Consider the following 14,408-nt stretch of genomic DNA (forward strand, 5'->3'; position numbering starts at 1 on the left):
TCCGGCTTTCGACTCAACTGGCAGAAAGGGTAGAACGTGCAGTTTTCCGCCGACAGCGACATCTCTGTGGTCGTCACCAGCTGCGGGCGCTTCGACCTGCTGCGGCAGACGCTGGCGACCTTCGACGAATTCAACACCGCGCCCATCCGCCGGGTCTTCATCACCGAGGACTCCGGCGACGAAGCGGTACGCGACTGCATCCCGGAGCACTGGCGCGAGCACACGGAGTTCATCGTCAACAACCCCAAGCTCGGCCAGATGCGCAGCGTCGACGCCGCCTATGCCCGGGTCGAGACAAACTGGATCTTTCACTGCGAAGACGACTGGGCCTTTTATCGCCCGGGCTTCATCGAGGATTCCCAGGCGCTGCTGGAGGCCGATCCCCAGGCGCTGCAGGTCTGGCTGCGCAGCCATGCCCATGACCTGGCGATCCACAGCCCCTACGTCTATCTCAAGCCGCGGCAGGTGCATGCCGGCATCGCCTTCTACGAGGTCGGCTCGCACAAGCCCGAATGGCAGGGTTTTTCCTTCAATCCCGGTCTGCGCCGACGCGCCGACTACCTGCTGCACGCGCCCTATGGCGACCTGAGCGGCGAGAAGGAGCTGTCCCGGCGCTATGCCGACGCCCAGCGCCACGCGCTGATCCTGGAAAACGATGCCGTGCTGCACACCGGCTTCGGCCAGCACGTGGTCAGCGACAAGGACCGCAACGACAAGCGGAAGCGCCGGCGGATGGAACGCATCAAACTGGCACTGGCCTTCCTGGTCGGTGCACTCCTGGGAGCCCTGTTGTGGTGACACCCTTGCTCGATCGCCTGCAGCAGAGTCGCTATTTCACCCTGGCGGTGCTGGTGTTCATGGCCGCCTACCTGTGCATCCCCACGGCGAAGTGGATCAACAGCTACTACTATGCGGCCATCGCCTTGCCGGCACTGATCCTCTTCGTCCTGCGCCCGCGGCTGATCGACTGGCGCTCGCCGCTGCTGCTGCTCTGGCTGGTGTTTCTCGCCTGGTTCATCGTGCCGGGGGTGCGGGCCGAGGAGGGGCAGTTCTTCAAGCACATCCTCTATGTGCTGCTGTTCGTGCTGAGCGTGGCCTGCCTGGTGGATGGCGACTTCTTTCGCCGGCCCGGCTTCGTGCGCCTGGCCTTCTGGGTGGTCTGCGCCTATGCCGTGGGCTCCAGCCTGGTGTTCTGGCTCACCGGCCACTATGCGGTCGGCCAGCGGGTCATCCACCTGCCGGGACGCATCTCCAATCCCATCTATGTGAGCATCTGGATGGTCTGCCTGGGCGGCCTGGCGGCGCCCACCTGGATCCGCGAGCGGCGCTGGATCGAGTTGCTGGCGGCCGTGGTGGTCACCATCGTCGGCATCTCCTTCGCCCTGCAGACCCGCACCGGTCTGGTGGGCATCGGCTTCCTCGCCGCCCTCGGCGTGCTGTTCGCCTTTCCGCGCTTTCCGCTGCGCACCCTGGCGCTGGTGGTCCTGGTCAGTGCCCTGATCGCCGGGGTGGTCCAGGTGGTGCATACCGAGGCCTGGTTCGTCGCCTTCTGGGGGCGGGCGGATTCCGGGCGCATCGAGCTGTTCCACTTCATGATCAAGGACTGGGAGTCCTGCGGCTGGTGGCTGGGCTGCGGTCTGGGCTATCAGAGTCACGACCTGCTGCACGGCACCGAGGCCATCCAGCACCCGCACAACATCTTCGTGTCCTTCGGCATCTACACCGGCCTGGTGTCGCTGCTGATCTTTGGCGTGCTGATGCTGGCCAGCCTAGGCGCGGCCCTGCGCCAGCGCGATCCCTGGGGACTCTATCTGGCCGTGGCCCTGCTGATGCTCAACTTCGACGGCGCCAAGCTGATCGGCAATCCGGACGAGTTGTGGCCGCTGGTGCTGTTGCCCGCGGCGATGATCGCCGGGGCCGAGGTGCAGCGCCGGCGCAAGCTGGCGCTGGGACAGGCGGTGCCGGTCTAGTCCTGGAGTTGCCGGTCGAGCTCGCGCCAGTCCAGGGGCTGGCGGCAGGCTTCGGCATAGGCCCTGAGGAAGGGTTCGCGACCGGGTTCGAACAGCCAGTCGCGGTCCTCGGTATAGCGCAGCAGGTGGTGGAAGTTGCGCACCCGCAGGCGCAGCGGCAGACGCCGCGAATGGCAGCGCAGGTCGGCGATGTCGATCAGCCCCAGTTCGCCTTCCGGCGTCAGTACCACGTTGCCCAGGTGCAGCGAACGGAAATAGACGCCGCTGTCGTGCAATCTGGCGATGAAGCGACCCAGCGCCGGCCGCAGGGTCGCGGCCTCGCTGGAGCTGCGCAGTTGCCGCAGGGTGGCGCCCGGCAGCGGGCTGTAGTGCACCAGGTCGCGCTGCAGCGAGGCGGCGCGATAGACCTCCAGCACCTGCGGGCAGGGGATGCCGCGCTCGGCCAGTTGGCGGGCGTTGTCGGCAAAACGCTGGGCGTAGGGAAACAGCGCCGCCGAGGTCAACAGCCGCTTGCGGCGAAACAGCTTGAGATAGCTGCCATCGGTGAGGCGCAGGACCTTGTCGCCATGGTGGTCGGCTTCCACTACCTGGGCGGCGTCGCGCAGTTCGAGATAGCGCGAATGTTCGAGAGGCTTCATGCAGGACCCGTCAACGTCAGGGCGTGCATGTTACCCGAAGGTGGCAGGCTGTGAAGTGACCCTTACGACCTATCCGGTCGCTTGTTGCTAGAATCAGATTTTTGCCGGCAGCTTTACATGCGCCCAACACGCCAACTCCTGTATTTCGTCTACGGCGGTGCTCAGGCCTATCGGCAGGAGCTGAAATTCAGCCTGCTCAGCGCCCTGCACTGGCGCCAGGGCCAGGACATCGCCCTCCGTATCCTGACCGATCGGCCGCAGGACTATCGCGGCTGGCCGGTGGAAGTGCTGGCCATCGAGGGGGCGACGCTCAAGGCCTGGCAGGGGCAGCACGGCTATCTGCATCGCAGCAAGGCCTGCGCCATCGCCTGGGCGCTGCCCGCCGCCGACAAGACCCTGTTCCTCGACAGCGATACCGTGGTCCAGACCCCGCTGGCGGCGCTGTTCGACGGCATCGATGAGCAGCGCGGGCTGATGGACATTGAGGAGTGGCCCTGGCGCAAGGCCCGTACCCGCCCGGAATTCGCCCGGTTCGCCGCCGCCCTGGCCGCCCGTGGCCAGGAGCCGGCGGAAGAGACCCGGCTCTATAACAGCGGCGTCTGCGGTCTGGCGCGCAGCCATCTGCCGCGGGTCGAGCGGGCCATCGCCCTGATCGACGACTGGCATGGCCACGACGAGGAGGTCCATACCCTGGAGCAGATCGCCCTGTCGTTCAGCCTGGCGGATCTGGCCATCAGCGCGGCGCGCGGTCCCGTGCGCCATTACTACGCGGAAAAGCGCTTTCTGCACTTCATGCTGGCGCACTTCTTCGAGCGCTATGGCGAAGACTATTCCCCGGAGCTGCAGCGGCACTGGCAGGAGGTGCCCCTGACCAAGCCGCTGCCCGATGTCTGGACCCGCCTGCGGGTGAAGTGGCAACTGGCCGGCCTGGACAAGCAGCGCGCGAGTCTGGGACGCAAGCTGCTCTACGGCTGCCTGGCGCCCCAGGACAGCTATGCCCGCGCCTGCCGCCACGTCTGGTGGGAGCGGGCGCTGAGCGAGCGCCTGGGCGGTGGCGATCGCCAGGCCTTCGCCGAAGGCATCTGGCCCAACGACCTGCCACGCCCGCACCTGGCCGACGAAGCCAGCGCGGCCCTCGACTACCTGCGCAAGCGGGTGCGCGGCTAGGCCGCCATCCTCAGGAAAGCCCATGCGAACGCTCTTTCTCGTCGTCCTCTATGGCTTGCGCCCCGGAGAGTCGGCCACCCTCGCCAGCCTGCTGGCCCAGCCCGCGGCCAGCCTGCCGGCCGACAGCGCCCTGCTGGTCTGGAACAACGGGCCCCAGCCCCTGGATCAGGCGGATCGCCCGGCGCTGCTCGCCGCGCCGGGCTGGACGGAGGTGCTCATCAGCGAGGACCTTGGCAATCCGCCGCTGAGCCGGGTCTACAACCAGGCCTTGCGACTGGGCGCCGAGCGCCTGGTGATCTTCGACCAGGACACCGTGGTGGACGCACGCTTTCTGCAGGCGCTCGGGCAGCAGGCCGAGTTGCTGGTGCCCCTGGTGCTGGGAGCGGGCGCCATCCGCTATCCCCACCAGTACAAGGCGGTGGTGACCGCGGAGGGCCCGCTGGATCCCCAGGCCACCGTGACCATCAGTTCGGGGCTGTGCCTGACGCAGGGCCTGGCCGCGCGTATCGCGGCCCGCCACGGCGATGTCTTCGACGAGCGCTTCGCCCTCTATGGCGTCGATGTCTCCTTTTTCCTGCGGGTGCAGGCGCTGGCGCGGGAAGAGCCGGTCGAACTGCGCTGCGCGGGCATCCTCGACCATTCGCTGTCCGAACTGGAAGCCGAGACCCCGGCCCAGCGGCGCTTTCGCGACATCGAGAAATTCTATGTCGCCCTGCTGCTGCGCCTGCACTACAAGGGCGCCTCGCGCGGCAAGGTGCTGCGCTATCTGGGGCGGCAACTGCTGGGCAATCGGCTGTATCTGTATGGCGTGCTGCCGCAGATGCTGCGCACCGTCCTCAGCGGGCGGCATCCCCGGGCGTAACGCCCGGCAGCGGGCGGATCACCGCCTCGTGGCGGCTGTAGTAGAGGCTGTCGGCGGGAATGTCGCGCATCACCAGGGCGCCGGCGCCGACCACCACGTTGTCGCCGATGGTCAGGTGGTCGCCGACGATGCAGACGTGGGCGCCGAGGCTGACGTTGTCGCCGATGAAGATGCCGACCAGGTGCGCCGGATCGTCGCTCTTGATGCCGATGGTGGTGTGCTGGCGGATCATCACGTTGCGCCCGATAACCGCCAGATTCGACACGCAGATGCCCATGCGATGGGGCAGGCGCAACCCGGGACCGATACGGGCGCCCAGCAGGATCTCGATGTTGTGCCGGCGGATCAGCCGGCGATTGATGCGCTCGGCCAGCTTGCGATAGTTGAGCAGGCCGCGCGGGCGGCAATAGAGAAATTGCGCCAGGCGATACCAGAACAGGAAGCTCGGACTCTCTCCGGCCGCTACGCGCCGGAACAGGCGCTTGAGGCGCAGGGGCTTGCCCGGTGCATCCAGCACCTCCACGCGCCAGAGGTCCTTGAGTTCGGCGAAGGTGGCGATCAGCGGTGGCATGACGGACGTTCCGGAGCAGGGGAGGGCAAGCCTAGCGGAAAATCCCGCCGCTGGGTCGGCGGCGGGTGCGTGTTAACATGGCGCTTTTGCGTCACGACGAGACCATGAGCCAAGACTCCCCTGCGCAGACCTCCAGTCTGAAGATCTATTTCCGCCTGCTCGGCTACGTGCGGCCCTACATCGGCATGTTCGCCCTGAGTATCGTCGGCTTCCTGATCTTCGCCTCCACCCAGCCGATGCTGGCGGGCATCCTCAAGTACTTCGTCGATGGCCTGAACAACCCCAATGCCTCCATGTTCCCAGGCTGGCCCATCGTCGGTGGCCTGCACCTGGTGCAGGCGGTGCCGCTGATGATCATCCTGATCGCCGCCTGGCAGGGCGTCGGGTCCTTTCTCGGCAACTACTTCCTGGCGCGGGTCTCCCTCGGCCTGGTGCACGACCTGCGGGTGGCGCTGTTCAACCACATGCTGCGGCTGCCCAATCGCTATTTCGACGCCAACAACTCGGGTCACCTGATCTCGCGCATCACCTTCAACGTCACCATGGTGACCGGCGCCGCCACCGAGGCGATCAAGGTGGTGATCCGCGAAGGCATGACCGTGGTCTTCCTGTTCGCTTCCCTGCTGTGGATGAACTGGAAGCTGACCCTGGTGATGGTGGCCATCCTGCCGCTGATCGCCCTGATGGTGACCAGCGCCAGCCGCAAGTTCCGCAAGCAGAGCAGCAAGATCCAATCGGCCATGGGCGACGTCACCCACATCACCTCCGAGGCCATCCAGGGCTATCGGGTGGTGCGCAGCTTCGGTGGCGAGACCTACGAGCAGCAGCGTTTCCTCGATTCCAGCACGGCCAACACCGACAAGCAGCTGACCATGACCAAGACCGGCGCGGTCTATACGCCCATGCTGCAGCTGGTCATCTATTCGGCCATGGCGGTGCTGATGTTCCTGGTGCTCTGGCTGCGCGGCGAAGCCTCCGCCGGTGACCTGGTGGCCTACATCACCATGGCCGGCCTCTTGCCCAAGCCGATCCGCCAGCTCTCCGAGGTCAGCTCCACCATCCAGCGCGGCGTGGCCGGCGCGGAAAGCATCTTCGAGCAACTCGACGAACCCGCCGAGCGCGACGAAGGCCGCGAAGAGCGCGAGCGCGTCCAGGGTCGCCTGGAGGTACGCAACCTGACCTTCCGCTATCCGGGTACCGAGAAGGCCGTGCTGGAAGGCATCGACTTCGTCGCCGAGCCCGGCCAGATGGTGGCCCTGGTGGGTCGGTCGGGCAGCGGCAAGTCGACCCTGGCCAATCTCATCCCGCGCTTCTACCAGCACGAAGAGGGCGAGATCCTCCTCGACGGCCTGGAGATCCAGGACTATCGCCTGACCAACCTGCGCCGGCACATCGCCCTGGTGACCCAGCACGTCACCCTGTTCAACGACAGCGTCACCAACAACATCGCCTATGGCGATCTGGCCGGGGCGCCCATGGAGCAGGTCAGGGCGGCGGCCGAGGCGGCCTATGCCGACGAATTCATCGAGCGCCTGCCGCAGCAGTACGACACCCAGGTCGGCGAGAACGGCGTGCTGCTCTCCGGCGGCCAGCGCCAGCGCCTGGCCATCGCCCGGGCGCTGCTGAAGAACGCGCCGCTGCTGATCCTCGACGAGGCCACCTCGGCGCTGGACACCGAGTCCGAGCGCCACATCCAGGCGGCGCTGGACCGGGTCATGCAGGGCCGGACCACCCTGGTGATCGCCCACCGCCTCTCCACCATCGAGAAGGCCGACCTGATCCTGGTGATGGACCATGGCCGCATCGTCGAGCGTGGCAGTCATGGCGAGCTCCTGGCGCTGAACGGCTACTATGCGCGGCTGCATGCCAAGCAATTCGAGGAGGTCGCGCCGCCGGCGCCGACGATCGAATGCTGAACAGATTCCGCTTCTGGCGCGAACGCGGCTGGACGACGATTTCCGCCGCCGACTATGCCGCCACCTGGCAGCGTCATGGCGGCAGCGTCGCCACCCACCCCGAGGTCATCGCTCGCCTGGCCGAACTGGCCGGCATCCCGGTGCGCTACCTGGGCTGGCCCGGCGCGGATGGCCTGCAGGCCGCCGTGCCCTGCTGGGGGCGCGAACTGGCGCTGGCGCGCACGGTGCTGAAGAAGCGTCGCCAGCGCGCCCTGTTCGACCTGGGCAACGCCGAGATCATCCTGCCGGCCGCGCCGGGCGCGCTGGCACCGCTGCGCCAGCGCGCCCGCTATCTGTCGCCGCTGTGCGACGAGCGCTTCGCCGGTCTGCGCCGGCAGGGCGAAGAACTGGCCATGCTCCGCGAGCCGGAAGCCTGGTCGAAGAAATTCCGCTACAACCAGCGCCGCGAGCAGCGCCTGTTCGAAGACGCCGGCGGGCGCGTGGTCCCCATGGCCGAGCTGGACAGCGCCGAGCAGGCACGGATCTATGCCGAGCTGTTCGAGGCGCGCTGGGGCTTCGAGGTACCGGGCAAGGCGCGGCTGGCCGAGGTGTTCGCCCTGCTGCGCGAGTTCATGACCGGTTCGCTGCTCATGCTTGGCGAACGCCCGGTGGCGATCCAGGTGCTCTATCGGGTGGAAGCGCCCGACTGGATCAGCGTCGAGTACGTCAACGGCGGCGTCGATCCCGCGGCCAGCGACCTGAGTCCGGGCAGCGTCCTCACCTATCTGAACACCCAGGCCGCCTGGCAGGACGCCCGCGCCCTGGGCAAGACGTTGCGTTATTCCTTCGGCCGCGCCGATCGCGACTACAAGGACCGCTGGTGCCACCGCGTCACCGTCTTCGAGAGCTGAGATGACCGCCCGCAAACAAGCCCTGCTCAAACGTCACCGCCGCCACAAGCGGCTGGTCCTGGCGGTCATCGCCGTCGTGCTGCTCGGTTGCTTGGCGCTGGGGCCCTGGTGGAGCGCGCCGCTGCTGGCGCTGCTGGTCTGGCTCGGCCACGAGGCCTGGTTCGCCGATCACCTCTTCTATTCGCCGCGCGACAACTACAGCTATCAGTTCCCTGCCGACACCCTGGTGCTGGGCCTGCATCTGCAGCACGGCCGCCTGGCCGCGGTGGAATTGCCGCCGGGGGAGCTGACGCTGTTCCTGGAATGTCGGCTGCGCGCCGGCTGGCTCGGGCGCCTGCTGGATCCCCAGGTGCGCCTGCGCGCGGGCGACGAAGGCGATCGCCAGGACTTCGAGCGCGGCGTCGCCGGACGGCGCTACGTCAATCTCAGTGGCTATGCCGAGGCCCTGCGGTGTGGTGAATTGCACCTCTGGACGCGCTTCTGCCGGCTGCAGGGCGAGTTGCGCCTGCACGTCTTCGCCCAGCCGGATCTCCGCAGCAAGAGCGTCATGGTCATCGCGCCCCACGCCGACGACGCCGAACTGGCCGCCTTCGGTCTCTATAGCCAGGCGCGGGAAGCCAGCATCGTCACCCTGACCCAGGGCGAGATCGAGGCCGGGCACTACCAGCGCCTGGGCCTCGACCGCCAGGCGGCGGCTCGCCTCAAGGGGCGCCTGCGCACCTGGGACAGCCTGGTCACGCCGCTGTGGGGTGGAGTACCAACAGAGCGTTGCGTGCAGCTGGGCTACTACTGCCTGCAGCTGCCGGCCATGCGCCAGGCGCCGGAAGACGCCTTCGGCTCCCGCGAGTCCGGCGACAGCGATGTGCGCAGTGCCCGTCGCCACAATCCCCTGCAATTGCCCGGCGATGTCGACGGCGCGCCTACCTGGCGCAATCTGGTGGCCGATCTGGTGGCCCTGCTGGAGCACTTCCGTCCCGAGGTGGTGGTGCTGCCGCATCCGCAGATCGATCCCCATGCCGATCACGTGGCCAGCACCCAGGCCCTGCGTGAAGCCCTGACCCTCAGCCAGTGGCAGCCCGAACTCGAATTGCTCTACGCCAACCACCTGCACGACAACGACCGCTGGCCCATGGGCCCGGCCGAGGGCGGCATCGCCCTGCCACCCGCCATCGAGACGCCGGCCCCCCTGGTGCCCTGGAGTCCATTGCTCACGCCCGAGCGGCGGCTGGACAAGGCCATGGCCCTGGGCATGCAGCACGACCTGCTGGTGCCGCTGCCGGCCAAGAAGCGCCTGCGCCGGGCCATCCAGTGGCTGCTGGCCGGTCGCCGCTGGCCGCGCACCGGGGAAGACGAATTCTTCCGCAAGGCCGTGCGGCGTCACGAGCTGTTCTGGATCAGCCGCCGCGACGAGCTCTGACCCCGACCTCTCCCGCCGGCAGGCGCTTCCGGGGCGCCTTGGCCCCTATGCTATGATCGCCGCCATTTTCGCGCTTTGGAGCCTGTCCCTATGAAGCTGACCATGCCTCGCTTCGATCTCGCGCCGGTCCTGGTGGTTGGCGACGTGATGCTCGACCGCTACTGGCACGGCACCACCTCGCGGATCTCGCCCGAGGCGCCGGTGCCCGTGGTCCGCGTCGACCAGCACGAGGATCGTCCCGGTGGCGCGGCCAACGTCGCCCTCAACATCGCAGCCCTGGGCGCGCCGGCCTATCTGGTCGGCGTCACCGGCCAGGACGAAGCCGCCGATGCCCTCACCGACAGCCTGAGAGCCGCCCACGTGCAGGTGCGCTTCCAGCGCATCGCCCAGCAGCCGACCATCGTCAAGCTGCGCATCATGAGTCGCCACCAGCAGTTGATCCGCGTCGACTTCGAAGAGCCCTTCGACACCGATCCCCAGGCGCTGGCCTCGGACACCGCCGCCATGCTGGCCGGGGTCAAGGTGCTGGTACTGTCCGACTACGGCAAGGGCGCCCTGAAGAATCACCAGGCGCTGATCCAGCTGGCCAAGGCGCGCAACATCCCGGTGCTGGCCGATCCCAAGGGCAAGGATTTCTCCATCTATCGTGGCGCCAGCCTGATCACGCCGAATCTGTCCGAATTCGAAGCCATCGTCGGCGTCTGCGCCGACGACGCCGAACTGGTCGCCAAGGGCAACGAGCTGATGGCGCGCCTGGACCTCGGCGCCCTGCTGGTGACCCGTGGCGAGCACGGCATGACCCTGCTGCGACCCGCCCAGCCGGCCCTGCACCTGCCGGCCCGGGCCCGCGAGGTGTTCGACGTCACCGGCGCCGGCGACACCGTGATCTCCACCCTGGCCGCCGCCCTGGCCGCCGGCGAGGACCTGCCCCAGGCCGTGGGCCTGGCCAATCTGGCCGCCGGTATCGTGGTCGGCAAGCTGGGCACCGCCGCCATCAGCGCCCCTGAGCTGCGGCGCGCGGTGCAGCGTTCGGAAGGCTCCGAGCGTGGCGTCCTATCCCTCGAGCAACTGCAGCTGGCCATCGAGGACGCCCGCGCCCATGGCGAGAAGATCGTCTTCACCAACGGCTGCTTCGACATCCTCCACGCCGGTCACGTGACCTACCTGGAACAGGCACGCGCCCAGGGCGATCGGCTGATCGTGGCGGTCAATGACGACGCCTCGGTGACCCGGCTGAAAGGCCCCGGTCGACCGATCAACAGCGTCGACCGGCGCATGGCGGTGCTGGCCGGCCTCGGCGCGGTGGACTGGGTCATCCCCTTCAGCGAGAACACCCCGGAGCGCCTGCTGGAGCAGGTGCGCCCGGACGTGCTGGTCAAGGGCGGCGACTACAAGAGCGTGGACGAGGTGGTCGGCGCCCAGATCGTGCAGGGCTACGGCGGCGAGGTGCGCATCCTCGGCCTGGTGGAGAACAGCTCCACTACCGCCATCGTCGAGCGCATTCGCAACCGTACCTGAGTCCGGACGCTCGGGTTAAGCTGGCGCAGAACCGCTACGGAGCTGCGCCATGTCCTCGACGCCCCTGCTGATCCTGGGTACTGCCGTTTCCAATGACCAGAGCGCAGGTCAACCGCTCGGCCATCCACTCAAGCTGGCCAACCGCCACGGCCTGATCGCCGGCGCCACGGGCACCGGCAAGACCGTGACCCTGCAGCGCCTCGCCGAAGCCTTCAGCGATGCCGGCGTCGCCGTCTTCGCCGCCGACATCAAGGGCGATCTCTGCGGCCTCGGCGCGGCCGGCGCGCCCCAGGGCAAGCTGGCCGAGCGCATCGCCGCCCAGGGCCTGCCGCACCAGCCGCAGGCCTATCCGGTCACCCTCTGGGACGTCGACGGCCGGAGCGGTCACCCGCTGCGCACCACCCTGAGCGAGATGGGCCCGCTGCTGCTGGGCAATCTGCTGGAGCTGACCGACAGCCAGCAGGCCGCCTTGCACGCCGCCTTCAAGGTGGCCGATCGCGAAGGCCTGCTGCTGCTCGATCTCAAGGACCTCAAGGCGGTCCTCAATCACCTGCGCGAGCAGCCCGACGCCCTGGGCGAGGACCGTGCCCTGTTCACCGGCGCCTCGGCCCAGGCGCTGCTGCGCAGGCTGGCGACCTTGGAGCAGCAGGGCGCCGAGGCCTTCTTCGGCGAGCCGGCCCTGCAACTGGAAGACGTGCTGCGCCCCGAGGCCGACGGCCGTGGACGCATCCATCTGCTCGACGCCAGCCGCCTGGTGCACGAGGCGCCCAAGGTCTACGCCACCTTTCTGATCTGGCTGCTGGCCGAGCTGTTCGAACAGCTGCCCGAGCGCGGCGATGCCGATAAGCCGGTGCTGGCGCTGTTTTTCGACGAGGCCCACCTGCTGTTTGGCGACACCCCCAAGGCCCTGCGCGAGCGCCTGGAGCAGGTGGTGCGGCTGATCCGTTCCAAGGGCGTCGGCGTCTATTTCGTCACCCAGTCCCCCGCCGATCTGCCGGATACCATCCTGGCCCAACTCGGCTTGCGCATCCAGCACGGCCTGCGCGCCTTCACCGCCCGGGAGCAGAAGGCGCTGCGCGCGGTGGCCGACGGCTTCCGCCCCAATCCGGCCTTCGACAGCCTGGCGGTGCTGACCGAGCTGGGCATTGGCGAGGCCCTGGTGGGTAGCCTGGAAGACAAGGGCACGCCGGCGATGGTCCAGCGCGTGGCCATCGCCCCGCCGCAATCCCGGGTCGGCCCGCTGAGCGAAGCCGAGCGCCAGACGCTGATCCGTCAGTCGCCCCAGGCGGGTCGCTATGACCGGGCGGTGGATCGCGAATCGGCCTACGAGATCCTGCGGGATCGACAGGCCGAGCGGGTCCCGGCGCAGGCGCCGGCAGCGGAAAAGACCCAGGCCGGGCAGGGCGGTGCCCTCGGCGATCTGGTGGGCGAACTCGCGGGCAATGCGCTCAGGAGCGCGGCGCGCCAGGCGGCCAATCAGCTCGGGCGGCAGCTGGTCCGGGGACTGCTCGGCTCCCTGCTGGGTGGCAAGCGCCGCTAGCCGATCCGCCGGCAAAAAAAGACCCCGCCTGGGCGGGGTCTGCTAGCTTCACGCAGGCGTTACATGCGCGGGGCGACGGGGTTGGCGTCGTTGGAGATGGTCACTTCCACGCGACGGTTCAGGGCGCGGTCGGAGGCGTTGCTGTTGCTGGCCACCGGGAAGTTCTTGCCATAGCCACGGGCCTGGATGCGGCTCGGCTCGACGCCGGCGCTGACCAGGGCGGTCTGGATGGCCTGGGCGCGACGCTCGGACAGCTGCTGGTTGTAGGAGTCGCTGCCGACGCTGTCGGTGTAGCCCTCGACGATCACCTTGCGCTCGGGATTCTGCTTCAGGTAATCGGCCAGCTTCTGGGCGTTGGCATAGCCCTGGGGCTTGAGTTCGGCCTTGTTGAAGTCGAACAGCACGTTGCCAAAGGTCACCACGGTGCCACGCTCGGTCTGCTTGGCCTGCAGGGCGTCCTGCAGCTGCTTGAGCTGTGCGGTACGGGCGTCCAGGCGGGCCTGGGTGCGCTCGGCATCGACGCCCTGCATCTGGGCTTCGGTCATGCGCAGCTTGATGGTCTGCATGGCCGTCTGGATGCGCTGGTTGGTCAGGTAGGCCAGCTGGTCGACGGTCTTCTCGTTTTCACCGTCCTTGTAGGCCTTCTCGGTCTTCTGCAGCCAGGTACCGGCGTCCTTGGTCTCCAGGGCGGCCAGCTGGGCGGCCTGCGGCTGGGATTCCAGGGCGGAGTAGTCGGACTTGGCCTTTTCCAGGTTGGGGTTGGGCGGCGTGGAGCACGCGGCCAGGGCCAGGCTGAGCAGCGACACGGCAGGGATCAGAATGTGTTTACGCATGATGGTCGTCCTTTTAATTCGTGAAGAGAGGAAAGGGGCGGTCGCTTACTGCTGGACCTTTTTCTGCAGGTTCTGCTGGAGCTGCAGGTTGATCTGACCTTCCTCACGGATCTGCTGGATGCTGTTCTGGGCATCTTTGAGCGCGGCATCGGCCTTGGCCGCCTGGGTCTTGCGGGTGGCCAGACGGGCATCCCACTCGGCCTGCTCGGCCAGTTGCTTGGCTTCGTCGTACTTCTCGTTGGAGAGGGCGGTCTGGGCCTGGGTCCACTTGTCCTGGGCCGACTTGGTCTCGATGGGCGCGAACTGGTTGCCACCGGAGCTCACGGCCTCGTTGACGGCGGACTGGGTCACGGCCATCTGCGCGGTCGGCGGATTGCCGGCGCAACCGGCCAGCAACAGCGAGCTGCCCAGGGCGAGGGCTGCCAGTTTCAGGGTGCAGGCTTTGGAAAGGGACTTTTGGGCAGTGGCACTCTTCATGGATTCAAGCTCCGTTGTTGATCCGAAAAGCGCGCCGCCGGCACGGGCAGGGCGGGCGCCTGGTCATGTAAAGCCGCATGTGGAAACAAGCCCGGCGCGGCCCTGAGAGGCCCGAGGCGGGTGCTGACTACCAGCCCTCGTCCAGCGCTGCGGTCTGACTCTGTGACCGCTCATCCGACAAAAATGTTCACTGGCTATCGAATTTCGCCAGGACGCGGAGGCCCTTGGCAGAGCGGTAGCGCTGTAGGTAAAGGTGCAGGTCGGCGGCTAGTCTGGCGTTTCGGACTGCAGGCGATGCAGGTGCTTGCGCGCCAATTCGAGAAAGCGCGGGGTCGTACCGGCATCGGCGTAGAGGGGATCGCCAAGCTCGTCGGTGGCCACCACGTCCTCGCCCTGCACATAGGGAAAGCTGGCCTCCAGCTCTTCGAAGGCGGCTGCCAGCAATTCACCGAGCAGGGCCTCGGGCGTGCGCTGGGGATAGAGTTCGCAGAGGGCCTCGAGACGGGCCGCGGTCTCCAGCTCCAGGTCGAGGTGGTAGCGGCGGGTGGTGCTGGAGGTGGTGGCCTGCTGCTCCCATTGGTGAGCGAGTTCGCGAATCTTCATGGGCAT

General features: G+C 67.7%; 14 protein-coding genes. 9 read left to right on the forward strand and 5 right to left on the reverse strand.

The window, feature by feature from the left end; genetic code table 11:
• Positions 1–36: 36 nt before the first annotated feature.
• Positions 37–798, forward strand: a complete 762-nt coding sequence (locus tag CFE50_RS20945) for a glycosyltransferase family 2 protein (RefSeq protein WP_286737127.1) — start codon at positions 37–39, stop codon at positions 796–798.
• 5 nt (positions 799–803) lie between these two features.
• The gene (locus CFE50_RS20950) at positions 804–1,970 is read left to right on the forward strand and encodes an O-antigen ligase family protein (protein WP_044342189.1); all 1,167 of its coding nucleotides are present in this window, start codon (positions 804–806) and stop codon (positions 1,968–1,970) included.
• Here CFE50_RS20950 and CFE50_RS20955 read toward each other — a convergent pair.
• Positions 1,967–2,608 (reverse strand): lipopolysaccharide kinase InaA family protein, encoded by a 642-nt coding sequence (locus CFE50_RS20955; RefSeq protein ID WP_241809362.1) that lies wholly within the window; start codon positions 2,606–2,608, stop codon positions 1,967–1,969. The genes CFE50_RS20950 and CFE50_RS20955 overlap by 4 nt on opposite strands.
• Before the next feature lie 117 nt (positions 2,609–2,725).
• On the opposite strand from CFE50_RS20955, the gene CFE50_RS20960 reads away from it, so the two are divergent.
• Both CFE50_RS20960 and CFE50_RS20965 read left to right on the forward strand, forming a co-directional pair.
• On the forward strand, positions 2,726–3,775 hold the full coding sequence (locus CFE50_RS20960) for a hypothetical protein (protein WP_027598561.1): 1,050 nt from the start codon (positions 2,726–2,728) through the stop codon (positions 3,773–3,775).
• Between the two features lie 22 nt (positions 3,776–3,797).
• A complete protein-coding gene (locus tag CFE50_RS20965; protein WP_286737128.1) occupies positions 3,798–4,637 on the forward strand; it encodes a glycosyltransferase family protein in 840 nt (279 codons plus the stop codon).
• Here the strand turns inward: CFE50_RS20965 and CFE50_RS20970 are convergent.
• Positions 4,612–5,208: a serine acetyltransferase gene (locus CFE50_RS20970; RefSeq protein ID WP_286737129.1), complete on the reverse strand. Its 597-nt coding sequence runs from the start codon at positions 5,206–5,208 to the stop codon at positions 4,612–4,614. The genes CFE50_RS20965 and CFE50_RS20970 overlap by 26 nt on opposite strands.
• A 104-nt stretch (positions 5,209–5,312) precedes the next feature.
• On the opposite strand from CFE50_RS20970, the gene msbA reads away from it, so the two are divergent.
• From msbA to CFE50_RS20995, 5 genes are all read left to right on the forward strand, one after another.
• The gene (msbA, locus tag CFE50_RS20975) at positions 5,313–7,124 is read left to right on the forward strand and encodes a lipid A export permease/ATP-binding protein MsbA (RefSeq protein ID WP_286737130.1); all 1,812 of its coding nucleotides are present in this window, start codon (positions 5,313–5,315) and stop codon (positions 7,122–7,124) included.
• The gene (locus tag CFE50_RS20980) at positions 7,118–8,014 is read left to right on the forward strand and encodes a GNAT family N-acetyltransferase (RefSeq protein WP_286737131.1); all 897 of its coding nucleotides are present in this window, start codon (positions 7,118–7,120) and stop codon (positions 8,012–8,014) included. Before msbA ends, CFE50_RS20980 begins: the two co-directional genes overlap by 7 nt.
• A 1-nt stretch (position 8,015) precedes the next feature.
• Positions 8,016–9,431, forward strand: a complete 1,416-nt coding sequence (locus CFE50_RS20985; RefSeq protein WP_286737132.1) for a PIG-L deacetylase family protein — start codon at positions 8,016–8,018, stop codon at positions 9,429–9,431.
• 90 nt (positions 9,432–9,521) lie between these two features.
• The gene (hldE, locus tag CFE50_RS20990; protein WP_286737133.1) at positions 9,522–10,949 is read left to right on the forward strand and encodes a bifunctional D-glycero-beta-D-manno-heptose-7-phosphate kinase/D-glycero-beta-D-manno-heptose 1-phosphate adenylyltransferase HldE; all 1,428 of its coding nucleotides are present in this window, start codon (positions 9,522–9,524) and stop codon (positions 10,947–10,949) included.
• A gap of 49 nt (positions 10,950–10,998) precedes the next feature.
• Positions 10,999–12,489: a helicase HerA-like domain-containing protein gene (locus tag CFE50_RS20995; protein ID WP_286737134.1), complete on the forward strand. Its 1,491-nt coding sequence runs from the start codon at positions 10,999–11,001 to the stop codon at positions 12,487–12,489.
• A 59-nt stretch (positions 12,490–12,548) separates the two neighbouring features.
• Here CFE50_RS20995 and lptF read toward each other — a convergent pair whose 3' ends face one another.
• From lptF to CFE50_RS21010, 3 genes are all read right to left on the reverse strand, one after another.
• Positions 12,549–13,322, reverse strand: a complete 774-nt coding sequence (gene lptF, locus CFE50_RS21000) for a lipotoxin F family OmpA-related lipoprotein LptF (protein ID WP_007161971.1) — start codon at positions 13,320–13,322, stop codon at positions 12,549–12,551.
• Positions 13,323–13,367: 45 nt separating this feature from the next.
• The gene (locus tag CFE50_RS21005; RefSeq protein WP_007161972.1) at positions 13,368–13,799 is read right to left on the reverse strand and encodes a DUF4398 domain-containing protein; all 432 of its coding nucleotides are present in this window, start codon (positions 13,797–13,799) and stop codon (positions 13,368–13,370) included.
• 267 nt (positions 13,800–14,066) lie between these two features.
• Positions 14,067–14,402: a hypothetical protein gene (locus CFE50_RS21010; protein ID WP_007161973.1), complete on the reverse strand. Its 336-nt coding sequence runs from the start codon at positions 14,400–14,402 to the stop codon at positions 14,067–14,069.
• Positions 14,403–14,408: the final 6 nt, after the last annotated feature.

The organism is Pseudomonas sp. PGPPP4, from assembly GCF_002256045.1.
Lineage (GTDB): Bacteria > Pseudomonadota > Gammaproteobacteria > Pseudomonadales > Pseudomonadaceae > Chryseomonas > Chryseomonas oryzihabitans.